Here is a 26,371-nt window from a genome sequence, read left to right as displayed (position 1 = left end):
CCGCTCCAGCAGCCGACCGAACCAGTAACGCGACGGGTGTTGCGTTACGCTGACGAGGATGACACGATCCCCCACCTAACGCAAGTGGAGTTGCATTTGCCTGTGGACAACGAGCAGACCGCGCAGGTCGCGGGCGGCACCGGCACCGCCCGCCCGGGCACCCGCCGGCCCGGCGGCCGTACCGCGCGTACGCGCGCGGCCGTCCGCGACGCCGTAGTGGCCGGCCTCACCGAGCACGGCTACTCCGGCCTGACCGTCGAGTACGTCGCCGAGCACTCCGGCGTGCACAAGACGACGCTCTACCGCCGCTGGGGCGGCGTCGACGGACTGGTCGCCGACACCCTCGACCTGGCCGGCGAGGACGGCTGGGCACCGCCCGACACCGGTTCGCTCGACGGCGACCTGCGCGCGCTCGCGCTGGAGGTCGTGCACTCCTTCGCCGACCCGGCGGCCGCCGCGCCCAGCTCGGCGGTCATCGCCGCCGCCTTCCAGTCCGAGCCGGCCGCACAGGCGCTGCGCGCGTACTACGCCGAACGGTTCGCGCGCTGCGAGGTGATCGTGGACCGCGCCGTCGCCCGCGGCGAGCTGCCCGGCCCGCGCTCGGCCGTCGACGGCGGAGCACTGGTACGCGCGGTAGCGGCCCCGCTGTTCTTCCGCCTGTTCATCACCCGCGAGGGCCTGGACGAGCCGGACGCCGACCATGCCGTCGCCGTCGCCCTGGCGGCAGCACACGCAGGAACGTTCACGAAGGAGACCTGACCGCGAGCGGTGCCCCCTTGCGCCGTTGGGCCATCACGCGCACACCGTTACGCCGTCACACCGTCCACGAAGGCTCCAGATCGACCACGTCGCCCGTGACGCCCATGATGTCCGCCGCCGTCTGCGCCCGTAGGGCCAGCCGTTCAAGACGTTCCGGACGGTACTTGCCGCGTTCAGCCGCCGACTGCCACATCGAGAGGACCAGGAACTCCTCCCCCGGGGCGCGTCCCAGCAGGCCGCGCAGCATCCCGGGGGAGCCCGCCATCGCGGGGTTCCAGACCTTCTGCTGCATCAGCTTGTAGTGGTCGACACGGTCCGGCCTGACCTGGCAGTACGCCAGCCGCAGCACATCCGCGTCCTCGAAGACGGGGCGGAAGCCGACCTTCACGTCCAGCTCGTGTTCGAAGAGGCGGGTCTGGCCGTTCTTGTACGTGCCGGCCTGAGAGGCGGCCAGGCGGTCGTGCGATCTCGCCATGAACGAGTCGTAGAACGCCCTGCTCTCCCAGAAGGCCACGAGATGCGCGACGCCGGGGCGGGTGCGGCTCCAGCCGCCGCCCTGCCCCCGGAAGCCCGGCTCCCCGGGCAGCCCCGCCCATTTGCGCTGCCCCCGTTCGAACCCCCCGCGGTCCACAACAGTGCAGCGAATCCATTTGACCAGCACCGCGCCATCGTACGGCCCCTGGCGTCCCTTGCGTCACTGCACGTCACAGTACGCACACTTCAACTCATGCGCTGTATACGGCGGATGAGGGCGGGTCCACACCGCATGTCACACCCTCGTGGCAGCATGGGTGATTCACGGGAAGCGCCCGGCCACGGTGCTCCGGGGCCGAAGAAGGGAAGTCTGGTGAGCAGTCTCAACAAGGGGATCGACAAGGCCGAGGTCACGCTGAAATGGGACCCGAGCCCCTATGGCGAGCCCGCCAACGACCTCGACATCATCGCCGCGACGTACACCACGGACGCGCTGTACGGCGAGCCCGCGTACCTCGTGCACTTCGACAGCCGCTCCCCCGACGGCACGATCACCCTGAAACGGGACAGCAAGACCGGCCAGGGGCTCGGCGACGACGAGGCGATGACGCTGGAGTTCTCGCGGCTGGCGGAGAGGTACGGCCGGGTGGTGGTGGGCGTCACCATCCAGCAGCGGCACGGGCGTCGGACCTTCGGCGACATACCGCGCACTCTTGTGCGCATCCTCGAGGGCTACGACGAACTGTCGAGGGACGACTTCGCCCGTATCCCCGACGCCACGGCCGCGGTGGTCGCGGAGTTCGTCCGGGACGGCGATGGCGAGTGGCAGTTCGTGAGCGGGATCCGCGGGTTCGACGGCGACGCCGACGACTTCGCCTCGTGGATGGGGCGACGGCCCGCCGCCGGCTGACAGCCACGACACGGACGCGACGGGACCGGCAGCCCACCGGGGGGGCACGAGGCCGGCAGTCAACACCGAGGGCGGTGGAGGCGGGGTCCCGCCTCCACCGCCCTCAGCGGTTCATTCACGCCCCGAGGGGCGCACTGTCAGCTGCAGCCGCTCGTGGAGCCGCAGCCCTCGCAGAGGTAGCAGCTGCCGGCGCGCTGCATCTTCGTACCGCAGGAGAAGCACAGCGGGGCGTCGGCGTTGATGCCGAGCTGCATCTCGACCAGCTCCGCGTTGGTGTGCGCCTGCTTCGGGGCCGGCGCCGCGGTCTCCTCGACGACCTCTTCGGTGGAGGTCGGCGACTGCTGGGTCGCCGGGGTCAGCGGGGCCGACTGGGCCAGACCCTGGATGTCGACCTCGTCCTCGGCCGGCTCGTACGAACCGGTCTCCAGGTGGCGCTGGCGCTCCTCGACAGAGTGGATGCCAAGGGCCGAACGGGTCTCGAAGGGCAGGAAGTCCAGCGCCAGGCGGCGGAAGATGTAGTCGACGATCGACTGCGCCATCCGCACGTCCGGGTCGTCCGTCATGCCGGCCGGCTCGAAGCGCATGTTGGTGAACTTCGAGACGTAGGTCTCCAGCGGCACGCCGTACTGGAGGCCGACCGAGACCGCGATGGAGAAGGCGTCCATCATGCCCGCGAGGGTCGAGCCCTGCTTGGACATCTTCAGGAAGACCTCGCCCAGGCCGTCGTCCGGGTAGGAGTTGGCCGTCATGTAACCCTCGGCGCCGCCGACGGTGAAGGAGGTGGTGATGCCGGGACGGCCCTTCGGGAGACGCTTGCGGACCGGGCGGTACTCGACGACCTTCTTCTCGGCGACCGGCTCGGCCTTCTTCTCCTCCTCCTTCTTCTTGGCGGAGAGCGGCTGGCCGACCTTGCAGTTGTCGCGGTAGATCGCGAGCGCCTTCAGGCCGAGCTTCCAGCCCTGGAAGTAGACGTCCTCGATCTCCTCGACCGTGGCGGTCTCCGGGACGTTGACCGTCTTGGAGATCGCGCCGGAGAGGAACGGCTGGGCGGCGGCCATCATGCGGACGTGGCCCATCGGGGAGATGGCACGCTCGCCCATGGCGCAGTCGAAGACCTCGTAGTGCTCGGCCTTCAGGGCCGGGGCGTCGATCACATTGCCGTGCTCGGCGATGTGGGCGACGATCGCCTCGACCTGCTCGGGCTGGTAGCCCAGGCGCTTCAGCGCCTTCGGGACCGTGTTGTTCACGATCTGCATCGAGCCGCCGCCGACGAGCTTCTTGAACTTGACCAGGGCCAGGTCCGGCTCGACGCCCGTGGTGTCGCAGTCCATCATCAGGCCGATGGTGCCGGTGGGGGCCAGCACCGAAGCCTGCGCGTTGCGGAAGCCGTTCTTCTCGCCGAGGCGGACGACGTCCTGCCACGCCTCGGTGGCCGCGGCCCACACCGGGGTGTCCAGGTCGTCCATGCGCGTGGCGGCACCGTTGGCGTCCGCGTGCTGCTTCATGACGCGCTTGTGGGCGTCGGCGTTGCGGGCGTAACCGTCGTACGGGCCGACGACCGAGGCCAGCTCGGCGGAGCGCTTGTACGAGGTACCGGTCATCAGGGAGGTGATGGCGCCGGCGAGCGCGCGGCCGCCGTCGGAGTCGTACGCGTGGCCCGTGGCCATGAGCAGGGCGCCGAGGTTGGCGTAGCCGATGCCCAGCTGACGGAAGGCGCGGGTGGTCTCACCGATCTTCTCGGTCGGGAAGTCCGCGAAGCAGATGGAGATGTCCATCGCGGTGATGACCAGCTCGACGACCTTGGCGAAGCGCTCGGCGTCGAACGACTGGTTGCCCTTGTCGTCGTCGCGCAGGAACTTCATGAGGTTCAGCGAGGCGAGGTTGCACGAGGAGTTGTCCAGGTGCATGTACTCGCTGCACGGGTTCGAGGCGGTGATCCGGCCCGACTCCGGCGAGGTGTGCCAGTGGTTGATGGTGTCGTCGTACTGGATGCCGGGGTCGGCGCAGGCCCAGGCGGCCTCGGCCATCTTGCGGAACAGGCCCTTGGCGTCGACCTCCTCGATGACCTCGCCGTTCAGCCGACCGCGCAGGCCGAACTTCGAGCCGGACTCCACGGCCTTCATGAACTCGTCGTTCACGCGGACCGAGTTGTTGGCGTTCTGGTACTGGACGGAGGCGATGTCGTCGCCGCCCAGGTCCATGTCGAAGCCCGCGTCGCGCAGCGCGCGGATCTTCTCCTCCTCGGAGACCTTGGTCTCGATGAACGCCTCGACGTCCGGGTGGTCCACGTCCAGGACGACCATCTTGGCGGCGCGGCGGGTGGCGCCGCCCGACTTGATGGTGCCGGCGGACGCGTCGGCGCCGCGCATGAAGGAGACCGGGCCGGAAGCGTTGCCGCCGGAGGAGAGCAGCTCCTTGGAGGAGCGGATGCGGGAGAGGTTCAGGCCGGCGCCGGAGCCGCCCTTGAAGATCATCCCCTCTTCCTTGTACCAGTCCAGGATCGACTCCATGGAGTCGTCGACGGAGAGGATGAAGCAGGCGCTGACCTGCTGCGGCTGCTTGGTGCCGACGTTGAACCAGACCGGCGAGTTGAAGCTGAAGACCTGGTGGAGCAGCGCGTACGCCAGCTCGTGCTCAAAGATCTCCGCGTCGGCCGGGGAGGCGAAGTAACCGTTCTCCTCACCGGACTTCCGGTACGTCTTCACCACGCGGTCGATGAGCTGCTTGAGGCTCTTCTCCCGCTCCGGGGAGCCGACCGCGCCACGGAAGTACTTGCTTGTGACGATGTTGACCGCGTTCACCGACCAGAAGTCGGGGAACTCGACGCCACGCTGCTCGAAATTGACCGAGCCGTCGCGCCAATTGGTCATGACGACGTCTCGGCTCTCCCACGCCACCTCGTCGTACGGATGCACGCCGGGGGTGGTGTGGATGCGCTCGATACGCAGACCCTTGCTCGCCTTGCTGCCCTTTCGGGAGCCTCGCGCCGGGCCGCTCGTCGTCTCTGTCATGCCGCCTCCCTGTACGGGCGTAAACGCCCTGATGTGCGCACTTCTTCCCGTGGCACGGTGTATGTCTTGCTGCGCCGGAGCTCCTGCTCAGCTCCGGCGAGGTCTGGGTCGCGCGCCGAGCTCAGTCGGCGGCGGGGGCGGGCACGGGGATCGCCGAATCCTCGGCCTCCCCGCAGTTCCCGCAGTGATGCGAGGGCGGCCGCTGCTCACGCAGCTCCGCGATGGCCGCCTCAAAATCTTCGAGCGAGTCGAACGCCCGGTACACGCTCGCGAAGCGCAGGTACGCCACGAGGTCCAGCTCCTGGAGCGGGCCCAGTATGGCGAGCCCGACGTCATGGGTGGACAGCTCGGCGCTGCCGGTCGCGCGGACCGCCTCCTCGACCCGCTGGCCGAGCTTGGCGAGCGCGTCCTCGGTGACCGGCCGGCCCTGGCACGCCTTGCGCACTCCGGCGATGACCTTGTCACGGCTGAAGGGCTCGGTGACCCCACTCCGCTTGATCACCGTGAGTGACGCCGTCTCGATCGTGGTGAACCGCCGGGAGCAGTCGGGGCACTGCCGGCGGCGGCGGATCGAGGTGCCGTCGTCGGTGGTGCGGCTGTCCACCACCCGGCTGTCGGGGTGCCTGCAGAAGGGGCAGTGCATGACGTGCCCTCCTCACCCTCGAAAACGGACGTACGCCAACCGATCCGGCGTACGGCTGATAGCCCGGACAGGGCCCGAACGGGGGCCTCCGGAGCGACCACAAGCATAGGCGATCCACGGGCCGAAGAAGACCATGGACCACAACGTCTGGTGGCCGTCGCCCATCCAAGCACTACATGTGGTGCCGGGCGAGAAAATGCACCCACCGCGTGTCGCGGCGGCGCAGCAGCCACGAGACTACGTGAGACCCCCCGGTGACCGCTGCGGAGGGGCGGCAATGACAGACTTGGGCAGGTCACGACGGACCCGCCATGATCGTCGCGGAACCATGGCGGAACGCGGACCCGCCGCCGGGGATTGCCGGCGGGAACGGTACCGTAATGCCCGTTATCGCCTTTCGGTCGCTCGCGGCCATACACCCAATGCCCTGATCAGGTCAGCTAATCTGCGGTTTTTCACTCGAACGTGTGTTTGGCGCAACCTTTCGAAAGCAACTACCGTTGGCTAACTAGGGAGATACATTCCGAGAGGGGCCGACGTGACCACCACCGCAGACAGCGCGATCATCGCCGCACAAAGCCACTCCCAGGGCCGCTTCGAGCCGACCCAGAAACCGCCGATGGACGACGCCACGGTGAGCCCGGAGGGCCAGAAGCCGGCACGCTCGCTGCCCGGGCGCCCTCCAGGAATCCGTGCGGACAGCTCGGGCCTCACCGACCGGCAGCGACGGGTCATCGAGGTCATCCGGGACTCCGTCCAGCGGCGCGGATACCCGCCGTCCATGCGCGAGATCGGCCAGGCGGTGGGGCTGTCGAGCACGTCGTCGGTGGCACACCAGCTCATGGCCCTGGAGCGCAAGGGCTTCCTGCGCCGCGACCCGCACCGCCCGCGGGCGTACGAGGTCCGCGGCTCCGACCAGCCCGCCTCGGCCCCGGCGGACACCACGGGCAAGCCCGCGGCGTCGTACGTCCCGCTGGTGGGCCGGATCGCCGCCGGTGGTCCGATCCTCGCGGAGGAGTCCGTCGAGGACGTCTTCCCCCTCCCCCGGCAGCTCGTGGGTGACGGCGAGCTCTTCGTGCTGAAGGTCGTCGGTGACTCCATGGTCGAGGCCGCGATCTGCGACGGCGACTGGGTCACGGTCCGCCGCCAGCCGGTCGCGGAGAACGGCGACATCGTCGCCGCGATGCTCGACGGCGAGGCCACGGTGAAGCGCTTCAAGCGCGAGGACGGCCACGTCTGGCTGCTCCCGCACAACGCCGCGTACCAGCCCATCCCCGGCGACGAGGCGACCATCCTCGGCAAGGTGGTGGCGGTGCTCCGCCGGGTCTGAGTGCCACGGCCGGCCCGGCGGCGCCCCGCACGGAGCCACCGCTCCCGAGGAGCCGACCGCGGTCAACGCTACGGGCCTCGTATGCCGATCGGTATACGAGGCCCGCGCACGTGTGCGCCCGCAGCGGCCCGCCACGGGAGCTGGGGCGGTGCTACTGCACGTCCGCTGTCTCCGGCTCCTCAGCGGCCTGCTCGCCCGCCTCAGCAGCCTTCTCGGCCGCCTGAGCGGCCGCGTCGATGGCGGCCAGGGAGCGGCGGACCTGGTTGCGGTCGGTGGTGTACCAGAAGCCGGGCATCGAGGCCCGCAGGAACGAGCCGTACCGCGCCCGCTCGACCCGGGGGTCCAGGCAGGCGACCACGCCGCGGTCCCCGGAGGCGCGGATCAGCCGGCCGGCGCCCTGGGCCATCAGCAGCGCCGCGTGCGTCGCCGCGACCGCCATGAATCCATTGCCCCCGGCCTCCTCCACGGCCTTCTGGCGGGCGCTCATCAGCGGGTCGTCGGGGCGCGGGAACGGCACCCGGTCCATGACCACGAGCTGGCAGCTCGCCCCCGGCACGTCCACGCCCTGCCACAGCGACAGCGTCCCGAACAGGCACGTACGGGGATCCGCCGCGAAGGCACGGATCAGCTCGCCGAGCGTCTCCTCGCCCTGCAGCAGAATCGGCACGTCCAGCCGGCCGCGCAGCTCCTCGGCGGCCGCCTGCGCGGCCCGCATCGAGGAGAACAGCCCCAGCGTGCGCCCGCCGGCCGCCTCCACCAGCTCCGCCAGCTCGTCCAGCATGTCCGTGCGGGTGCCCTCGCGCCCCGGCTGGTTCAGATGCTTGGCGACGTACAGAATGCCCTGCTTCGCGTAATCGAACGGCGAGCCGACGTCCAGGCCCTTCCACGGGGGCACGTCCTCGCCCTGCGTGCCCTCGGGGGCCAGTCCCAGCGACGCCGCGACACCGTTGAAGTCGCCGCCGAGCTTGAGGGTCGCGGAGGTCAGCACGACCGAGCGGTCCTCGAAGAGCTTCTCGCGCAGCAGCCCGGACACCGACAGCGGGGCGACGCGCAGCGAGGCGCCGAAGCGGTCGTGGCGCTCGTACCAGACCACGTCGTACTCGGAGCCGTTCGCGATCCGCTCGGCGACCGCGTGCACGTTCTCCACGGAGGCCAGCGCCTGCTTGCGTACGGCGTCCTCGTCCTGGACGGACTTGTCGCGGGTCGAGCCGAGCGCGGAGATCACCGTACGGGCGGCGTCGCGCAGCGCCATCAGGCAGTACCCCAGGTCCTCCGGGATCTCCTCCAGGCGCCCCGGCAGCGCCAGCTCCATCAGCCGCTCGAAGGTCTCGGAGGCGGTCTGGAGCTGATCGGCGGCCTTCTCGTTGACCAGCTTCGCGGCCCGCCGCACAGCGCGGTTGACCTGGCCCGGAGTGAGCTCTCCCGTGGCCACGCCGGTGACCCGGGAGACCAGCTCATGGGCCTCGTCGATGATCAGCACCTCGTGCTGCGGCAGGACCGGCGCGCCCTCGATGGCGTCGATCGCGAGCAGCGCGTGGTTCGTGACCACCACGTCGGCGAGCTTGGCCCGCTCCCGGGCGGCTTCCGCGAAGCACTCCGCGCCGTACGCGCACTTCGATGCGCCCAGGCATTCCCGGGAGGTCACCGAGACCTGGCCCCACGCCCGGTCGGAGACGCCGGGCGTCAACGCGTCCCGGTCGCCCGTCTCCGTCTCGTCCGCCCAGTCCCGGAGCCGCAGCAGGTCCTTGCCGAGCTTGCTCGTCGCCGTGGCCTGCTCGAAGGGGTCGAACAGGCCCTCCTCCTCTTCCTGCGGCACGCCCTCATGGAGACGGTGCAGGCAGAGATAGTTCGACCGGCCCTTGAGCATGGCGAACTGCGGCCGGCGGCGGAGCAGCGGATGCAGCGACTCGACCGTACGCGGCAGATCGCGCTCGACCAGCTGGCGCTGGAGCGCCAGGGTGGCCGTCGCGATCACCACCCGCTCGCCGTGCGCCAGCGCCGGGACCAGATAGCCGAGGGACTTTCCGGTGCCGGTGCCGGCCTGGGCGAGCAGGTGGGTGCCGTCGTCGACGGCCTCGGCGACCGCCTCGGCCATGGCGACCTGGCCGGGGCGCTCGGTGCCGCCGACGGCGGTGACGGCGGCATGGAGCAGTTCGGGGAGGGAGGGCTTCGTCATAGCGTTGCCACCCTACGCGGGCCCACTGACACTACGCCGCGTCCAGGCCGGTCCGTGGCCGTCGCACGGACGCGTCAGGGGGCGTGCAGCGGGTTCGGGATCATGCCGTGCACGGCGGCGTGCGGGCGGTCCGGGCGATCACGGTAACCGTCCATGTGGAGTCGGTTGCGGTTGAGGCAGAGGCGCTCGATCTCCGGGGTGAGCAGGTCGAACATCGCGTGGCGCTCCTTGAGGTGCGGGAAGCGCTCGTGGTGGCGCAGGATCTCGGCCCGTACGAGTGACCAGAAGTCGCGTTCGGGGACGCCCAGTTGCTCCTCGCACAGCGGCGCCAGGTAGCGGAACACACCGACGAACAGCCCGGAATGGATGAACTGGGTCAGGAACGCGGGCGGCTCGGTGAGCAGGACCTCGCGCACGTCCTCGGGCATGGCGGCCAGTTCGGGCAGCGGGCCGTCCGTGGTGTTGACGTCGTCCACGAAGTCCTTGACCGCGAGGCGGGTGGGGACGTCGTGCGCGTCGAAGCAGACGATGGCGTTCTCGCCGTGCGGGGAGAAGACGGTGCCGTACTGGTAGAGGAAGTGCAGCAGCGGCGGCAGCAGGGCGGCGAAGAGGTGGCGCAGCCAGATGCGCGGCGCGAGCCCGGAGCGGTGGACCAGCTCGGCGGTCAGCGCGCGGCCGTGCGGGTCGGTCTGCAGGAGCGAGGCGAGGGTGCGGGCGCGCTCTCCGGGGTCGAGCAGCGGGGCGATCGGCTCGCGCCAGATGCAGCCGAGCAGCTCCTTGTACTGGTACGGGACGCCGGGGAGGCGGTCGTACAGGGGGTGTTCGACGGTGACGGACGCGGTCTCGCCGAGGAGGATCACGCGGGTCGCGTCGCGGAGGTACGGGTCGGCGTCGCGCAGGCCCTGGACCCAAGCGGTGACGGCGGGGGCCGCGAGGGTGCGCTCGGTGGGCAGGCCGCGCCAGACGAGCGTGTTCAGCACGGACAGCGGGAGCTTGACCGTGCGGGCGTGTGGGCGGCTGGTGTTGAGGAAGGTCCGGATCGACTGCTGCGGCAGCCGGAGGTCGTTGTCAGTGGTGAGTGGGACGATGAATTTGTCGGCGATTTGGGGGGCGTAGAGCGGGGCGATGGTCTCGTCCCACTGCCAGGGGTGGACGGGGAGGTACAGGTAGTCGGCGGGGTCGAGGTCCTGGTCGGCGAGGGTGCGGGCGAAGGTGTCGCGGAGTTCGGGGGTGAGTTCTTCGGAGTAGAGGCGGTCGGGGGTGGCCAGGGGGCCGGTGCCGCGGTAGCGGGCGAGGTCGCGGTGGGCGGCGACCCAGGGCAGCCGGCAGGGGGTGCGGGTTTCGGGGGCCCAGCGCTCGGCGTCGGCGGCGGAGAAGCCGAGCCGCCCTTTGTTGGCGATCAGCCAGGGGTGGCCGGTCTGGTGGCCTTCGAGGGCGGGGTAGTCGAGGTCGGCCAGCTCGGCGGCGGTGAGGGCGGTGGCGTCCAGCCGGGTGTCGGCGGCGAGCGTGGCGGTCAGCTCGCGGATGAGGTGGCCGGTGGTGTCGCCGCTCAGGCCCAGGACGGTGTCGTGGGCGTGGAAGAGGAAGTGCAGGGGGTCGCCGGTGGGCGTGATGGAGTCCGGATCGACGCGCCAGTGGCCATATGCGCCGCGGCGGGCGTGGAAGCGGTAGGTGACGTCGGGCGTGAGGGAAAGGCGGTAGCGCGGGGTGCCACAGGGGGCGGTGCCGTCCGGCTCGGGGGTGATGACCTCCTCGTACGCCAGCTCCGCGAGGGTCTTGGCGAGGAGGCGGCGCGCGGCGCGGCGCCAGTCCGCGCCGGCCGGGCCGCCGGGGGACGTGGGGCCCGGACCGACCGGAGCGGCGCCGTCGGCAGGGCCGCTCGGGTCGGTGGGGCCGTTGGTATGGGCGGGCTGAGGGGAGGCGGAAGGCGGCAAGGCTGGCTCCTCGGTGCTCGGGATGCGCGGCATAAGGGAATGAGCAGCGGATTGTCGAGGGGAAGGCAGTGGGGGGAAGGACGGGATACGGGGAGGGCGTGACCGGGGCGGGCCGGGGGCCGGGGCCGGTGGCGGATCACAGGACGGTGCGCAGGGCGCGATCGCGGATCATCAGCGCGGCGCGCTTGTCGGGCAGATCGGTCTCAGCGGCGAAGCGGAAGCCGGCGCTGAGGAAGGCGGCGACGGAGGGGGTGTTGCGCAGGTCGGGCTCGGCGATGACCCGGCCGCACTGGGGGCGGTGGTCCAGGACGAGGTCGGCGGTGGCCCGCAGGAGGGTGCTGCCCAGGCCGCGGCCGCGGTCGGCGACGCCGCCGATGAGGAGGTGGACGCCGGTGTCGTGCGGACGGGCCGGGTAGTAGCGGGCGAGCGGGTCGAGGTCGGCGCGGTAGATCTCCCAGTAGCTCATGGGGACACCGGCCAGCACGCCGAGGCAGGGCACGCTGCGGCCGTCGCCGTCGAGCTGGGTCCGCAGATGCGCTTCGGTGGTCCCCGGCGGCCCGGACAGCTCCCAGAAGGCGGCCACGGCCGGGTCGTTCATCCAGCCGGCGATCAGCGAGAGGTCGCGCTCCAGCCGGACCGGTACGAGCTGGAACGGCCCGGCCGGCGTCTCGGCGGGCCCCCATCCGGCGAGCGCGTCGAGGAGCGGGCCGGCCGCCGGGTCACCGGGGCGCAGCTGCGGCACGGTGTCCTCGGCCCCGAGGACGGTCAGTTCGGCCGGCAGCCGGAGGTCGAGCGTGTCACGGAGAGCGTCGACGGAGGCGGGGGCGGAGGCGCTCTCCTGGCAAGCGGCGGTCGGGACGCTCCCCTCGGGGGCGAGGTCCTGAACGCTCCCGTCGGACGCGGCAGTCGGGGCCGGGGCCGGCTCGGTGGCCAGGGAGGCCGGTGGTTCGGTGGGGGGCACGGCGGGGTGCTCCTCTCGTGGGCTCAAGGGGGCACGGGTCGGTGACCTCATGGCTCACGGGTTGAGGGGGTTGGGGAGGGTGACGTAGACGGACTGGGTGTCGACCGGGCCGACGAGCTCGTCCAGGCCGTGCAGCCGGGTGAGGAGGTTGGCCTTGCACCGCAGGGTCCGGGCGCTGAGGAGGCGTTCGGGGAGCGGCGAGCGGTGGGCGGCGGGCTCGGCGGCGGCCCCGGTCAGGAACCGCCGGAAGGCCGCGAGGAGTACGCCCTCGTCCGCGAGCCCCTGCGCGCCGAACGCCCCGATCAGCCCGAGGACGTTGTTGATGCCGAGGTAGTAGGCGAAGCGCTCGTCGGTGACGTCGTCGGGCACGAACGTGTCGCTCTCGACGCCGATGCCGGGCAGTCGCCGGTCCAGCTCCGCGCGCCGGGACTCACGGAAGTAGTAGCCCTGGTTGTCGCGGTACCGGCCGCCGCTCGGCCAGCCGTCCGGGTCGATCAGGACGAGGGTGTTCTGCTGGTGGGCCTCCAGCGCGACGCCCGCGGTGCCGTCGAGCCACAGGACGGGGCGTACGACGGCGTGGAGGTACCGCAGGAACCACTCCGCGGCGACCGCTCCGGCGGGCCGGCCGGTACGCGCTGTCAGCGTGCCGATGAGGTCGGCGAGGCGGGAGCGCAGGCCCTCGTGGCCCGGCCACGGCCGCGGCGAGGTGAGGCCGGCGACGCACACGGCGTCGTCGTCCGGCCCGAAGGGGTTGTGCCGGAAGACGACGTCGAGACCGCGGACCGGCTCGCCGTCGGTGCCCGTGACGGCGAGCCAGGCCGGGTCGCGGACGATATCGAAGCCCGGGTGGGCGGCGCGCCACTGTGCGGCGAGGCCGCTGCGGAGGAGGCGGTGCACCTCGACGCCGCGCTGCAGCTCCTTGCGGAGGTTCTCCCGGCGCGAGTTGGTGATCCGAAGCCCGAGGGAGAGCTTGAGCATGGCGTTCGCGCCGGGGCAGTGGACCGTCCGTACGGAGGAGGTGGGGTGCCAGTGCGGGCCGTGCGGGCCGAGGTCGTGCAGCAGACCGGCGTCCAGGAGCGCGGCCACATCGGGGCGGTGCCGTACCTCGCGGGCCTGCCACGGGTGCAGCGGCAACGGCACGGTGTCGGCGGGGCATTCGAGGCCGCCGCCGGCGAGATCGGCGGCGAGCCGGCCGGACGGCACGGTGCGGCCGCGCGCGGTCCACGCCGAGTCCGCGGCCAGTACGGAGCGGTGCACGGCCAGCCAGTGCAGGGGGAAGGAGCCGCACAGCTCCGGGGAGTACGCGCGCAGTTCCCCCTCGGACAAGCCCTCGCGGCTCTTCGGGGTGGGGTGCAGCGGGTGCCCCAGGATCAGGGACTGCTCGCCTTCGAGGAAGCGGTCGCCGTGCGGGCCGGCGGGACGGGCCCGCCGGTCGGCGAGGATGGCGGCGGTGCAGCGTACGGAGTTGGCCACGCGGCCGATCAGCTCGGCGGCGCCCTCGGGGGACCCTTCGGCGCCCCCCTCCGCAGCCCCTCCCACGGCTCCCTCCGTGGCCCCCTTCGTGGCTCGTGCCTCCTCGGCGAACGCCCCCTCGGTGAACACCGCCTCGCGGCGCAGCAGGGCGGCCAGGGTGACGGCGTCCACAGGGGGTGCGTCCGCCGGAGCCTGCCCCAGTACGGGCAGGCCGAAGCGGTGGCAGCCGGTGGCCGACCAGTAGCGGACGGGGACGCGCAGGGCGGTGCCGGTGGCATCGAGCGGAAGCCGGAGGTGGGCGCCGGTCGGGCGCGGCGTGCCGCTCTCCCGGACCCAGCAGCGCAGCAGGTTCTCGACACCCGCCGCGTCCGCGGCCGCCGCCGGATCGGGGTGCTCCAGCGGGTCGGGGCACTTCGCCGGATCGGGGTCGGCGTCCGGCTCCGTGCCGAGCGGTTCCCGCCTGTCCCGCATCGCTGCCCCGACACCGAAGGCGATTCCGATGGCCACCCGGGAACCGAGCGTTCCCGGCTCGCACACGCGGCCGATACGACGCGCCTGGCGCGGGACGCTGGGCTCGTCGGCCGGCTCGGACGGTTCGCATGACCCGGACGGCTCTTCCGACGACTCCAATGACTCCGACTTTTCAGGCAGTTCGGGTGCCCACGCACCCGCCGCGTCGCCCGCTGCGCCGCCCCCCGACGGCGCAGCCGGCGCCCCGTGCTCCGGAGAGCCGCCCCCGCCGGACGTCTCCATCGGCGACGGGCCGGCGCACGGTCCGTCGGCCGGGTGCTCCGCCGCGGGTGAGGCGTCCGGGGCGGGGCCGGCCGGCCCGTTCGTCGCAGGGCCAAGGCGTTCGGTCATGGGGTGGTGCCTCGCATGGTGGGGAGGGGCGAACCCGTCGGTCCGGGGGTGGGACGGACCGCCGCCGCGATGGCGTCGGCGAGGCGGTCGAGTACGGCGTCGGCCTGTTCGTCGGTGAGCGTGAGCGGTGGGAGCAGGCGTACGACGGCGGAGCCGCGGCCGCCGAGCTCCACGATCAGCCCGCGGTCCAGGCACTGCTGCTGGACCTCGGCGGCCAGCCGGGAGCCGGGCGGCGGGGCGCCGTCCGGCCCCACGGGCCCTTCCGGGTCGACCAGTTCGACGCCGAGCATCAGGCCGCGGCCACGGACGTCGCCGATGCAGTCGTGGTGCGCGGCCAGGCCGCGCAACCGGGCGAGCATCCGTGCGCCCAGCTCGGCGGCGCGGGCGGCGAGGTCGTTCTCGCGTACGTACGCGAGCGTCGCGGCGCCGGCCGCCATCGCGAGCTGGTTGCCGCGGAAGGTGCCGGCGTGCGCGCCGGGGCGCCAGGTGTCCAGCTCCTCGCGGTACACGATCACCGCGAGCGGCAGGCTGCCGCCGATGGCCTTGGAGAGGACGAGGACGTCCGGGACGATGCCGCTGTGGTCGATCGCCCAGAAGGCGCCGGTGCGGCCGACGCCGGTCTGCACCTCGTCGACGACGAGCGGGACGTCGTGCGCGGCGGTGAGCTCGCGCATCCGGCGCAGCCAGCCGTCGGGCGCCGGGATCACGCCGCCCTCGCCCTGGACGGGCTCCAGGATCATGCCGGCCGGGCGCGGCACCCCGCTCTTGGGGTCGGTGAGGACGTTCTCCGCCCAGCGCGCGGCCAGTTCCGCGCCGTGCTCGGCGGCGTGCACGCCCGCACTCCCGGCCTGCTGCCCGACGCCGCCTCCGCCTTCGCCCTCGCCGCCGGTCCCGAACGGGCAGCGATAGGCGTACGGATACGGCAGCCGGGTCACGGAGGTGTCCCGCGCGCCCCCGGACGCGGCGAGCGCCCCCGCCGTCATGCCGTGGTACGCGCCGGTGAACGCCATCAGGCCGTCGCGTCCGGTCGCTGTCCGTACGAGCGTCAGCGCGGCCTCGACGGCGTCCGTGCCGGCCGGGCCGCAGAACTGCACCTTCCCGTGCTCGGCCAGCTCCCGCGGCAGGGTGGCGAACAGCTCGGTGGTGAAGGCGTCCTTGACGGGCGTGGCGAGATCCAGGACGTGCAGGGGCGCACCGGAGTCCAGGACGGCGCGAATCGCTTCGAGCACCACGGGGTGGTTGTGCCCGAGCGCGAGTGTGCCGGCGCCGGAGAGGCAGTCGAGGTACCGGCGACCGTCCGCGCCCTCGATCGTCAGCCCGCGGGCGCGGACCGGGACGATGGGCAACGAGCGCGCGTACGTGCGGGCACCGGATTCGCGGAGCGACTGCCTCCGCAGGATCTGTTCACGGTCCAGCGGCGGTGCCATCGGCGGAGGCTGGGTCAGGGCCACGGCGGTGTTGTCCTCCTGCTGCTCCACGGGCTCCCGGCGCGCTCATCGGCGCCGGTCACCGGCTCTGTGGGCCGCCCCGTGAACACGGACCGGCCGTCCCCCGTACGTACCAACGACGTCACGAGCACCGGATCACGGCCTCGGCAAAGATCCTTGACGACCGGAACCGCGGACCCGCCCGGTGCCGTCCCCCACGGCACCGGCATAGTGGGGCTCTGCATTCCGGACCGGCCACCAGAACCGGTGGAACGGTCCGAACAAGTCCATACCGATCGCCAACGGCCGCCGGACGGTCGCGGACAGCGCTCGCCGGACGATCGTTGCAGCGGTCGCTGAACACACCCAGGGGGAATCCAGTCATGCGATCCATCCGCCCGTCCGCCGCCCGGCCGCGTGCCGGACGCCGAACCACGCGTGGCGTCGCCGCGGCCGCGCTGGTCGGCGCGCTGGCGCTGACCGCCACCGCCTGCGGCCCCTCGGACGACAGCGCCGGCTCGCAGCCGGACCAGACGGCCGTGGACCAGCCGGACGGCGGCAAGCTGAAGATCCCCAAGGAGCTGCAGGACAAGCTCAAGGATCTCGGCGTGAACCTGGACGACTGGAAGCACGGCGAGTGGAAGAACTGGGACAAGAAGAAGTGGCTGCGTGAGGCCGGCCAGTTCGTGAACCCCTACATCAAGGGGCTGTGGGACCCGGACCGGATGAAGGACGCCGAGCAGCCCACCGAGCCGGTGGAGCCGGAGGACATCTCCGGTGACCAGGGCGTCACCGACCCCGAGCCGGCGCCCGTGAGGGCGCAGCCGGTGAGCGCGCCCTACAGCGCCAACGCGCCCGGCGTCGGCAAGGTGTTCTTCGACAGCCCCGAGGGCTCGATGGTCTGCTCGGGCGCGGTGGTCGAGGACCCGGCGCACCCGGGCAAGTCGAACCTGGTGTGGACGGCGGGGCACTGCGTGCACGCCGGCAAGAGCGGCGGCTGGTACCGCAACATCGCCTTCGTGCCCTCGTACAACGACAGCGGCAAGTCCGCCGCCGAGCTGCAGGGCGCGACGAAGGAGCAGCTCGCCCCGAAGGGCGTGTTCTGGGCCGACGCGGCGCAGACCTCGCAGCAGTGGATCGACGGGGGCGCGAAGACCGGCGGCGAGGGCGCGCCGTACGACTTCGCCGTGCTGCACGTGAAGCCGGAGGCGGGCAACACCAAGTCGCTGGAGGAGACGGTCGGGACGGCCTACCCGGTGCAGTTCAACGCGCCGGCCGTGCCGAAGATCGCCTCGATGACCGCGCAGGGCTACCCGGCCGCCAGGCCGTTCGACGGCCAGACGCTGCAGGAGTGCCCGGCGAAGCCCGGCCGGCTCTCGCTGGACACCGCGCAGCCCACGATGTACCGCATCGGCTGCACGATGACGGCCGGTTCGTCCGGCGGTCCGTGGTTCACCAAGGACCAGCAGGGCCGGACGGCGCTGGTGTCCAACACCTCGATCGGGCCGGTGACCGCCGACTGGCTGGCCGGGCCGCACCTGGGCGCGGAGGCCAAGGGCGTGTACGAGGGCGTCAGCGAGAAGTTCGCGAACCAGTAGCCGGCACGGCGCATCCGTAGCGAATATGCGTGAGGGCCCGCTCCCCGGGATGGGGAGCGGGCCCTCGTACGTCGATGGCGCGGCTCAGTTGCCCGCGGCCGCCGGTACGTACGGCTGCAGCTCCGCCGCCAGCTCTTCATGGACGCGGGCCTTGAGGACCGTGCCCTCCGCGGTGTGCTCCTCGGAGATCACCTCGCCCTCGGCGTGCGTCCGCGAGACGAGCTGGCCGTGGGTGTACGGGACCAGCGCCTCGATCTCGACGCTGGGCCGCGGCAGCTCCTCGTCGATCAGGGCGAGCAGCTCCTCGATGCCCTGGCCCGTACGGGCCGACACCAGCATGGCGTGCTTCTCCTGGCGCAGCAGGCGCTGCAGCACCAGCGGGTCGGCCGCGTCCGCCTTGTTGACGACCACGATCTCCGGCACGTCGGTCGCGCCGACGTCGCGGATCACCTCGCGGACGGCTGCGAGCTGCTCCTCGGGCACCGGGTGCGAGCCGTCGACCACGTGCAGGATGAGGTCGGAGTCGCCGACCTCCTCCATCGTGGAGCGGAACGCCTCGACGAGGTGGTGCGGGAGGTGCCGGACGAAGCCGACCGTGTCGGCCAGGGTGTAGAGCCGCCCGCTGGGCGTCTCGGCGCGCCGGACGGTCGGGTCCAGGGTGGCGAACAGGGCGTTCTCCACCAGGACACCGGCGCCGGTGAGGCGGTTGAGCAGCGAGGACTTGCCCGCGTTCGTGTACCCCGCGATGGCTACCGAGGGGACCTTGTTGCGCCGGCGTTCCTGGCGCTTGATGTCGCGCCCGGTCTTCATCTCCGCGATCTCCCGGCGCATCTTCGCCATCTTCTCGCGAATCCGCCGCCGGTCCGTCTCGATCTTGGTCTCACCGGGACCACGGGTGGCCATGCCGCCGCCCGCCGAACCGGAGCCACCGCCACCCATCTGCCGGGACAGCGACTGACCCCAGCCGCGCAGCCGGGGGAGCATGTACTGCATCTGTGCCAGCGCGACCTGCGCCTTGCCCTCTCGGGACTTGGCGTGCTGGGCGAAGATGTCGAGGATCAGGGCTGTCCGGTCGACCACCTTGACCTTGACGACGTCCTCCAGGTGGATCAGCTGGCCGGGGCTCAGCTCACCGTCGCAGACGACGGTGTCCGCGCCGGACTCCAGCACGATGTCACGCAGCTCCTGGGCCTTGCCCGAGCCGATGTACGTCGCCGGGTCCGGCTTGTCACGGCGCTGGATCACACCGTCCAGCACCAGCGCACCCGCGGTCTCGGCCAGCGCCGCCAGCTCCGCGAGGGAATTCTCCGCGTCGAGGACCGTCCCCGAGGTCCATACGCCCACCAGCACCACGCGCTCCAGGCGCAGCTGCCGGTACTCGACCTCGGTGACGTCCTCGAGCTCGGTGGAGAGGCCCGCCACACGGCGCAGGGCCGCACGCTCGGAACGGTCGTACTGGTCGCCGTCACGCGCCCCGTCGATCTCGTGGCTCCAGGCGACGTCCTCTTCCATCAGGGCGTCGGCCCGAAGGCTCTCGTGGAGGCGCTGTCGGTCCTGCTGAGGAAGGGAAGAAGAGGAGGTCATTTGATCCTTTGTGTCGTTGGGACGTCCCTCGAAGGGCCGCTCACCGGCCCGGGGACTCTCGATCGTGACAACGTCCGGACGCCCCGGGAGATTCCCGGCGGTCCCGGCGTCGGTCCGTCGATGGTCGCACGGCCGGTGACGCCCGTCACGTGAGTTTTCCTGCCTGGCCATTGTCCCTGGTGAGGGCTGCGGGGGTGGGCCCGGGGTCAGGATGAGTGGCCTTTCGGGCCGGGCTTGGCCTGCTCCTTCTTGACGTGCCAGTCCGGGTGGCCGGGCATCGGCGGCGTACGGGTGTCGTACAGCCAGGCGCGCAGGAAGCCGGAGAGGTCCTGGCCGTGGATGCGGGAGGCCAGCGCCACGAAGTCGGCGGTGCTCGCGACGCCGTCGCGGTGCTGCTCGTACCAGGCGCGCTCCAGGCGGTCGAAGTCGGCGGCGCCGATCCGCTCGCGCAGCGCATACAGGACGAGCGCGCTGCCGTCGTAGACCACCGGCCGGAAGATGCCGATCTTCTGGCCCTTCTCGGGGGGCTTGGGGGCCGCCGGCGGCCCGCCGTCCGCGCGCCAGCCGTCGGACTCCTGGTAGGCGCGCTTCATGCGCTCCTTCATGGACGCCTTGCCCTTGCTCGCGTGGTCCGCGTAGAGCGCTTCGTACCAGGTGGCGTGCGACTCGTTCAGCCACAGGTCGGACCAGGTGCGCGGGCTGACGCTGTCGCCGAACCACTGGTGTGCCAGCTCGTGCACCATCAGTGACTCCACGTACCAGGACGGGATTCGGTCGAGGGTGAAGAGGTGCTTCTCGAACAGGGAGAGCGTCTGCGTCTCCAGCTCGAAGCCGGTCGTGGCGTCGGCCAGCAGCACCCCGTAGGTCTCGAAGGGGTACTGGCCCACCTGGCGCTCCAGCCAGGCGATCTGTCCGGGCGTCTTGGCGAGCCAGGGCTCCAGCTTCCTGCGGTCGGCGGCCGGTACGACGTCCCGTACGGGCAGCCCGTGCGGGCCCGGGCGCCGGACGACGGCGGACTTCCCCAGGGACACCTGCACCAGCTCGGTGGCCATCAGGTGCAGCGAACGGTACGTCCAGGTGGTGGCCGGACCGCGGGCGCTGCGCCCGAGGGGCAGGCCGTTCGCGACGGCGGTGATGCCGCGGGGCGCGGTGATGCGGAAGGTGAAGTCGGCCTTGTCGGAGGGGTGGTCGTTGCCGGGGAAGACGCGGTGTGCGGCGTCCGCCTGGTTGGCCATGGCCAGCCCGTCGCCCGTACGGACCCAGCCGCCGTCCTTGCCGCCCTTGGGGTTGCTGGTGTGGTGGACGACGATCCGCATGGTCCGGCCCGGCTCGACGGGGTGGGCCGGGGTGACCACGAGGTCCTCGTCGTGCGTGGCGTAACGCGCGGGGACGCCGTTGACCTGCACGGACCGTACGGAGCCGCGGGCGAAGTCGAGGTTGACGCGGTCCAGGTGGCCGGTGGCCCGGGCGGTGATCGTGGTGACGGCGTCGAGCGGGGCGTCGTTGCGGCCGGAGTACTTCATGGCGATGTCGTACGCGCCGACGTCGTAGCCGGGGTTGCCGAGGTGCGGGTAGAGGCGGTCGCCGAGCCCCTGGGGGCCGGGCTCCGGCGCGCCCGCCGCCAGGAGGGCGCCGACGGCCAGCACCGCCGGGACGGCGCGGTGGTGGGCCTTGAGGCGACGCGGTACGGAGGGGCGCGGCAGGTCCGGCGCCTGGCGGTCGGTGGACGCGGTACGGCGGGACGTAAAGGGCATGCGCTACCGCTACCAGCACGGCCGCTCCCGTGAACGGCGGCACGGCAGGGCGGCACCCGAATGAGCGGTTCCGGTCGCTTCCCGGGCGCGTCGCCGTACACCGCGTCCGGGGCCGCCCTTGGAGACGCGCGCCTCAGAGGCGGATGGTCGCGGCCGGATGGCTGCGGCCCGCGCGCAGCACATCGAAGACGCCCGGTACCTGGCGCATCGCCCGCATCAGGGACGGCAGTTCGGCGGCGTCCGTGAGGCGCAGCGTGTACGTGTGCCGTACGCGCTGCTCGCGCGGCGGCTCCACGTCGGCGGAGACGACGGCGGCGCCCTGCGCGGCGATGGCCTCGGTGAGATCGGCCAGCAGCCGGGGCCTGCTGAACGCCTCGGCGAGCAGCGTGACGCGGCAGCCCTGGTCCGGCGCGGCCGAGCGACGCCAGTGCACCCCTACGGGCGCCCGTCCGGCCGCCGCCATCCGGGCCACGGCCGGACACAGGGCTCGGTGCACGGTCACGATGCCGCCCCGTACGGCGAAGCCGGTGACCTTGTCGGGCGGTACGGGGGTGCAGCAGCCGGCCAGCCGGACCGTCGCGTCGGGGAGGTCGGCGACGGCGGGGACGGGCGGGCGGGGGCGGCGCACCTCGGGGGCCTCATCGGCGTCCACGGGGGCGGCGTTGCCCGCCTCGAGGGCGGGGCTCCGCTCGGTGACCTCGTCAGTGGGGTCCTCGGTGTCGTGCGTCGCCTCGCTCGCGGTGCCGCTCTCCGGGGCCTCCGCGCTCGCGGCGGTCTCGGTGGTCGCGGCGTCCGCGTCCCGTTCCGCGCGTTCCGCCCCCGGATGGGCGGTGAGCCAGCGGGAGATGGCGAGGCGGGCCGCGGGGGTGCGCGCGTACTCCAGCCACTGCGGGGAGGGGCCCGCCGCGGAGTCCGGGGCCATGAGGAGGTGCAGGCTGTCGCCGTCGCGGAGGATCGTCGAGAGGGTCGCCAGGCGGCCGTTCACGCGTGCGCCGATGCAACAGTGCGCCCCGGCTCCATGGAGTGCGTACGCGGCGTCCACGCAGCTCGCGCCCGCCGGCAGCCGGATCGCGCCGCGGTCGCCCGAGGAATCCGCCGCCGTCTCGCGCGCCGTGTCCGCTCCCCCGCCGAAGCCGCCGTCCGCGCGGAAGACCGTGATCTCCCGGTCCTCGGCCAGGTCGTCCCGGAGCGAGGTCCAGAAGGTGTCCGGGTCGGGGGCGACCCGCTGCCACTCCAGAAGCCGTGAGAGCCAGCCGGGGCGGGTCGGGTCCACCCGCTCCCCGTCGGGCGCCTCAGCGGCCTCCTGCGGGCCGTACGGGCCGCCTTCGGCGGGGACGTGCGGGTCGCCCAGCGCGATCACCCCGGCCTCGGCCACCCGGTGCATCCGGTGGGTGCGGATAAGCGTTTCGGCAATCTCGCCGTGCTCGCTCGTCACGGCGGTGTGCAGGGACTGGTACAGGTTGAACTTGGGCGCCGCGATGAAGTCCTTGAACTCCGAGACGACCGGCGTGAAGCAGGTGTGCAGCTCGCCCAGTACGGCGTAACAGTCCGCGTCCTCGGTGACCAGCACCAGCAGCCGCCCCAGGTCCGCGCCGGTCAGCTCGCCGCGCCCTATCCGCACCCGGTGCACCGAGACGAAGTGCCGCGGCCGGACGAGGACTTCGGCGTCGATGCCCGCGTCGTGCAGGACCGCGCGCATCCGCTCGGCGACGGCCGCGAGCGGGTCGGGGCGCTCGGCGTGCTGCCGCACGAGGGTGCGGGTGGCGGCGTACTCCTCCGGATGCAGGATCGCGAAGACCAGGTCCTCCAGCTCGGTCTTGAGCGCCTGGACACCGAGGCGTTCGGCGAGCGGGATCAGCACGTCGCGGGTGACCTTGGCGATCCTGGCCTGCTTCTCGGGGCGCATCACACCGAGGGTGCGCATGTTGTGCAGCCGGTCGGCGAGCTTGATCGTCATCACCCGGACGTCGTTGCCCGTGGCCAGCAGCATCTTGCGGAAGGTCTCCGGCTCGGCCGCCGCGCCGTAGTCGACCTTCTCCAGCTTGGTGACGCCGTCGACCAGGAAGCGCACCTCCTCGCCGAACTCCGCGCCCACCTGATCGAGCGTCACCTCCGTGTCCTCGACCGTGTCGTGGAGCAGGGAGGCGGTCAACGACGTGGTCTCCGCGCCCAGTTCGGCGAGGATCAGCGTCACGGCGAGGGGGTGCGTGATGTACGGCTCGCCGCTCTTGCGCATCTGCCCCCGGTGCGAGGACTCGGCGAGCGCGTACGCCTTGCTGAGGACCGTCAGGTCGGCGTCCGGGTGGTGGGCGCGGTGGACCTTGGCGACGTGCTCCAGGGCATCGGGCAGGCCGTCGCGCGGCATGGGGCCCAGCAGCGCCGCGCGGCTGAACCGGCGCAGACCTCTCAGCTCCAGACGGGGGCGGCCGCGTTTGCGGGCCGGAGCCCCTGCCGGGTGAAGCTCTGCGGGCGCACCGCTGGGTTCAGTGGCCTCTGCGCTCATGGGGCACCTCCGGCAGCATCGACCGGCGGCCGGACGCGATCAGGCGGTGACGGCGGTGTCCGGGCCGGTGCTTGATGCTACCGAGCCCATCACGCACCGCTCACCGCCTCTCGCCCAGAGTGAAACGGATCACCCATTCGAGCGAAACTTCGGCGGTACCCCGTTACCGTACGAGGGCCGCCCCCGGACGGCCCCGGAACCGGTCTCAGGCGGTGGCCGCGGCCAGCCAGGCGGGGTCGATCGTGCCCTCGGCGACGATCACCGCGGGGCCGGTCATCTCGACCGTGCCGTCCGGCAGCTCGGTGATCACGAGCCGGCCGCCGGGGACGTCGACGGTGTACGAGACGGGGCTGCCCGTGATCGCGGGGTCGTCGCCGTCCCGGCGGGCGGCGGCGACGGCGACCGCACAGGCACCCGTGCCGCAGGAGCGGGTCTCGCCGGAGCCGCGCTCGTGGACCCGCATCGCGACATGGCGCGGGCCGCGGTCGACGACGAACTCGACGTTGACTCCGTCCGGGTACACGGCGGCGGGGCTGAACGGCGGAGCGCTGAGCAGGTCACCGGCGTGGTCGAGGTCCTCGACGAAGGCGACGGCGTGCGGATTGCCCATGTTCACGTTGCGCGCGGGCCAGCTTCGGCCGCCGACCGTGACCGTGACCTGCTCCTCGGGGAGCTCGGCGCGGCCCATGGTGACGGTGACCTCGCCCGTCCCGGGGCCCGCGGCGTCCTTGGCGAGGTGCACGCGGCGCACGCCCGCCCGGGTGGCGATCGCCAGATCGCCGGCCTCCACCAGCCCGGCGTGCTCGAGGTAGCGCGCGAACACCCGGACGCCGTTGCCGCACATCTCGGCGACCGAGCCGTCGCCGTTGCGGTAGTCCATGAACCACTCGGCCTCGTCGGCCATGGCACGCGCCTCGGGGTGCGCCGCGGACCGTACGACGTGCAGCACGCCGTCGCCGCCGATGCCGGCCCGGCGGTCGCAGAGCCGCGCGACCAGGGACGCGGGCAGCTCCAGCCGCCCGTCCGGGTCGGGGACGATCACGAAGTCGTTCTCGGTGCCGTGGCCCTTGAGGAAGGCAATGCGCTCGTTGCTCACCCTTGAATCGTACGGGGCACCACCGACAGCGGCCGCATGCGGGCACGCCGCCGACGGAGGCGGGGCGGGCCGCATACGGAAGCAGGCACGCCGCGTACGGAGGCGGCGCCGGCCGGTCAGCGCAGCCGGGCCACGCGCCAGATCGCGAGGGCCGCGAGTACCAGGACGACCGCGACGTACACGGCCACCACACGCCAGTCCGTGCGCCGACCCGAACCGCGGGCGGCCAGGCCCGGCCAGGTGTGGCCGACCCGGCGGGCGGCCATCATGCCCCAGCCGGCCGCGCAGCAGCACAGCAGCAGCCCGAGCATCGCGAAGACGGCGCCGCCGTCCCCGCCGAATTCGAACGCCAGCGGAAAGGCGAACATCAGGGAGCCGACGGCGGCCAGCCCCACGATGGGGGCGAGCTGCCACAGGCGGAGGCGGCGCGGCGGCCGCAGCTCCCGGAAGGACGCGACGTCCTCGGCCGGCCGGTCGTCCTCCGGCTGCGCGTCGGGTCCGTCGGAACCGTCCAGCGCGGTCGCGTCCTCCAGGCCCGCGTCGCCCGCCGGCCCGTCGTCGGCCGTCAGCCGGTCGTCGTCCCCCGGCCGCTCCGCACCGGCGAGCAGGCCGTCGTCCGGGAACAGGTCCTCGTCCGGGAGCGGGGCGTCCTCGGCGGCGGCCCTGTCGCCCCGCGGCAGTCCGGTGCCGGCGGCCGGTCCGGCGTCGTCGAGCGCCGGCACCCGGCCCGGCCCGTGACCGGTCATCGGTTCCCCTCCGCCGCGCTGTTCGCGCGGTGCTTCCGGCTGCTGCGCTCTGCTCCGAGGGCGGGCCTCCATCGCCAATGCCCTCCCAGTTCCAGACGCCACGGCTCGGTCGATGGTCGATAATGACACGCCCTCAGGGGGCCCGATGACGGCCGGAGCGTCCCGATGCCAGGACGTGATCAGGCTGTGACCGGTCGTTCGAGCAACGCCAGCGCGCGCTCCGGAAGTTCCTCCCGGACCTCGGCGGCACCGCTGAGCCAGTGGACCCTCGGGTCCCGCCGGAACCACGAGTCCTGGCGGCGCGCGAAGCGTTTGGTGGCGCGTACGGTCTCGGCCCGCGCCTCGTCCTCGGTGCACTCCCCCGCGAGGTACGCCAGCACCTGCTGGTACCCGAGCGCGCGGGAGGCCGTACGCCCTTCGCGCAGGCCCTGCGCCTCCAGCGCGCGTACCTCGGCCACGAGCCCCGCCTCCCACATGCGGTCCACTCGTACGGTGATCCGCTCGTCCAGTTCGGGGCGGGCCACGTCGACGCCGATCTGCACGGTGCCGGCATAGACCTCGCGCTGGTCACCGGGGCCGGGCAGGTTCGCCGTGAAGGGGCGCCCGGTGATCTCGATGACCTCCAGGGCGCGGACGATGCGGCGCCCGTTGCTCGGCAGGATCGCGCGCGCCGCCTCGGGGTCGGCGGCCGCCAGCCGGGCGTGCAGTACGCCGCTGCCCTCCTGGTCCAGCTCGGCCTCCAGCCGGGCGCGCACCTCGGGGTCGGTCCCGGGGAACTCCAGGTTGTCCAGCGCACCGCGCACGTAGAGGCCGGAGCCGCCCACCAGGACGGCGGTGCGCCCCTGGGCGAGCAGCCGGTCGATCTCGGCGCGGGCCAGCCGCTGGTACTCCGCGACGCTCGCCGCCTGGGTGACGTCCCAGATGTCCAGGAGGTGGTGCGGCACGCCGTCCCGCTCCTCCTGGGTGAGCTTGGCGGTGCCGATGTCCATGCCACGGTAGAGCTGCATGGAGTCGGCGTTGACGACCTCGCCGCCGAAGCGCCGGGCGAGGGCGACGCCCAGATCGGACTTGCCGGCCGCGGTGGGGCCGACGACGGCGATGACCCGCGGTGCGGGAACTGCGTTGTTCACC

Annotated in this window: 18 protein-coding genes; 4 read left to right on the top strand and 14 right to left on the bottom strand. The window is 72.5% G+C overall.

Features of this window, described 5'->3' with window-relative positions; genetic code table 11:
- The first annotated feature begins 96 nt into the window (after window positions 1–96).
- A complete protein-coding gene (locus IG84_RS0116780; protein WP_382467546.1) occupies window positions 97–759 on the top strand; it encodes a TetR/AcrR family transcriptional regulator in 663 nt (220 codons plus the stop codon).
- A 55-nt stretch (window positions 760–814) separates the two neighbouring features.
- Here IG84_RS0116780 and IG84_RS0116775 read toward each other — a convergent pair whose 3' ends face one another.
- The gene (locus IG84_RS0116775) at window positions 815–1,420 is read right to left on the bottom strand and encodes a YdbC family protein (protein ID WP_031057327.1); all 606 of its coding nucleotides are present in this window, start codon (window positions 1,418–1,420) and stop codon (window positions 815–817) included.
- 186 nt (window positions 1,421–1,606) lie between these two features.
- On the opposite strand from IG84_RS0116775, the gene IG84_RS0116770 reads away from it, so the two are divergent.
- Complete coding sequence (locus IG84_RS0116770) at window positions 1,607–2,143, top strand: TerD family protein (protein WP_031057325.1); 537 nt, start codon at window positions 1,607–1,609, stop codon at window positions 2,141–2,143.
- A gap of 137 nt (window positions 2,144–2,280) precedes the next feature.
- On the opposite strand, the gene IG84_RS0116765 is transcribed toward IG84_RS0116770, so the two are convergent.
- Together IG84_RS0116765 and nrdR are read right to left on the bottom strand one after the other, a co-directional pair.
- On the bottom strand, window positions 2,281–5,154 hold the full coding sequence (locus tag IG84_RS0116765) for a vitamin B12-dependent ribonucleotide reductase (protein WP_031057323.1): 2,874 nt from the start codon (window positions 5,152–5,154) through the stop codon (window positions 2,281–2,283).
- 121 nt (window positions 5,155–5,275) lie between these two features.
- Window positions 5,276–5,797, bottom strand: a complete 522-nt coding sequence (gene nrdR, locus IG84_RS0116760) for a transcriptional regulator NrdR (protein WP_031057320.1) — start codon at window positions 5,795–5,797, stop codon at window positions 5,276–5,278.
- A 538-nt stretch (window positions 5,798–6,335) separates the two neighbouring features.
- Here nrdR and lexA point away from each other — a divergent pair.
- Complete coding sequence (gene lexA, locus IG84_RS0116755; RefSeq protein ID WP_031057317.1) at window positions 6,336–7,127, top strand: transcriptional repressor LexA; 792 nt, start codon at window positions 6,336–6,338, stop codon at window positions 7,125–7,127.
- A 151-nt stretch (window positions 7,128–7,278) separates the two neighbouring features.
- Here lexA and IG84_RS0116750 read toward each other — a convergent pair whose 3' ends face one another.
- The 5 genes from IG84_RS0116750 to IG84_RS0116730 form a co-directional block, all read right to left on the bottom strand.
- Window positions 7,279–9,303, bottom strand: coding sequence for an ATP-dependent DNA helicase (locus tag IG84_RS0116750; protein WP_051861819.1), 2,025 nt, complete (start codon window positions 9,301–9,303; stop codon window positions 7,279–7,281).
- A gap of 74 nt (window positions 9,304–9,377) precedes the next feature.
- On the bottom strand, window positions 9,378–11,270 hold the full coding sequence (locus tag IG84_RS0116745) for an IucA/IucC family protein (RefSeq protein ID WP_051861818.1): 1,893 nt from the start codon (window positions 11,268–11,270) through the stop codon (window positions 9,378–9,380).
- 103 nt (window positions 11,271–11,373) lie between these two features.
- Window positions 11,374–12,198: a GNAT family N-acetyltransferase gene (locus IG84_RS0116740; RefSeq protein WP_031057307.1), complete on the bottom strand. Its 825-nt coding sequence runs from the start codon at window positions 12,196–12,198 to the stop codon at window positions 11,374–11,376.
- 54 nt (window positions 12,199–12,252) lie between these two features.
- Window positions 12,253–14,142, bottom strand: a complete 1,890-nt coding sequence (locus tag IG84_RS0116735) for an IucA/IucC family protein (protein WP_078648922.1) — start codon at window positions 14,140–14,142, stop codon at window positions 12,253–12,255.
- Between the two features lie 386 nt (window positions 14,143–14,528).
- Window positions 14,529–15,983 (bottom strand): diaminobutyrate--2-oxoglutarate transaminase family protein, encoded by a 1,455-nt coding sequence (locus tag IG84_RS0116730; RefSeq protein WP_031057300.1) that lies wholly within the window; start codon window positions 15,981–15,983, stop codon window positions 14,529–14,531.
- 359 nt (window positions 15,984–16,342) lie between these two features.
- Here IG84_RS0116730 and IG84_RS0116725 point away from each other — a divergent pair, with 359 nt between their 5' ends.
- Complete coding sequence (locus tag IG84_RS0116725) at window positions 16,343–17,557, top strand: trypsin-like serine peptidase (RefSeq protein WP_031057297.1); 1,215 nt, start codon at window positions 16,343–16,345, stop codon at window positions 17,555–17,557.
- 84 nt (window positions 17,558–17,641) lie between these two features.
- On the opposite strand, the gene hflX is transcribed toward IG84_RS0116725, so the two are convergent.
- The 6 genes from hflX to miaA all read right to left on the bottom strand — a co-directional run bounded on the left by hflX (window position 17,642) and on the right by miaA (window position 26,370).
- The gene (hflX, locus tag IG84_RS0116720) at window positions 17,642–19,141 is read right to left on the bottom strand and encodes a GTPase HflX (RefSeq protein WP_031057295.1); all 1,500 of its coding nucleotides are present in this window, start codon (window positions 19,139–19,141) and stop codon (window positions 17,642–17,644) included.
- A 206-nt stretch (window positions 19,142–19,347) separates the two neighbouring features.
- Window positions 19,348–20,895 (bottom strand): M1 family metallopeptidase, encoded by a 1,548-nt coding sequence (locus IG84_RS0116715; protein WP_078648905.1) that lies wholly within the window; start codon window positions 20,893–20,895, stop codon window positions 19,348–19,350.
- Between the two features lie 133 nt (window positions 20,896–21,028).
- On the bottom strand, window positions 21,029–23,398 hold the full coding sequence (locus IG84_RS0116710) for a RelA/SpoT family protein (RefSeq protein WP_037800385.1): 2,370 nt from the start codon (window positions 23,396–23,398) through the stop codon (window positions 21,029–21,031).
- A 205-nt stretch (window positions 23,399–23,603) separates the two neighbouring features.
- Complete coding sequence (dapF, locus tag IG84_RS0116705) at window positions 23,604–24,494, bottom strand: diaminopimelate epimerase (protein ID WP_031057288.1); 891 nt, start codon at window positions 24,492–24,494, stop codon at window positions 23,604–23,606.
- Window positions 24,495–24,610: 116 nt separating this feature from the next.
- Window positions 24,611–25,240, bottom strand: coding sequence for a hypothetical protein (locus IG84_RS38005; RefSeq protein WP_245659376.1), 630 nt, complete (start codon window positions 25,238–25,240; stop codon window positions 24,611–24,613).
- 179 nt (window positions 25,241–25,419) lie between these two features.
- Window positions 25,420–26,370, bottom strand: a complete 951-nt coding sequence (gene miaA / locus IG84_RS0116695; protein WP_031057283.1) for a tRNA (adenosine(37)-N6)-dimethylallyltransferase MiaA — start codon at window positions 26,368–26,370, stop codon at window positions 25,420–25,422.
- Window position 26,371: the final 1 nt, after the last annotated feature.

Origin of the sequence: Streptomyces ochraceiscleroticus (assembly GCF_000720485.1) — a bacterium.
Classification (GTDB): domain Bacteria; phylum Actinomycetota; class Actinomycetes; order Streptomycetales; family Streptomycetaceae; genus Streptomyces; species Streptomyces ochraceiscleroticus.
The sequence above is the reverse complement of the archived record's forward strand: the minus strand, read 5'-3'. Positions and strand labels throughout refer to the sequence as shown.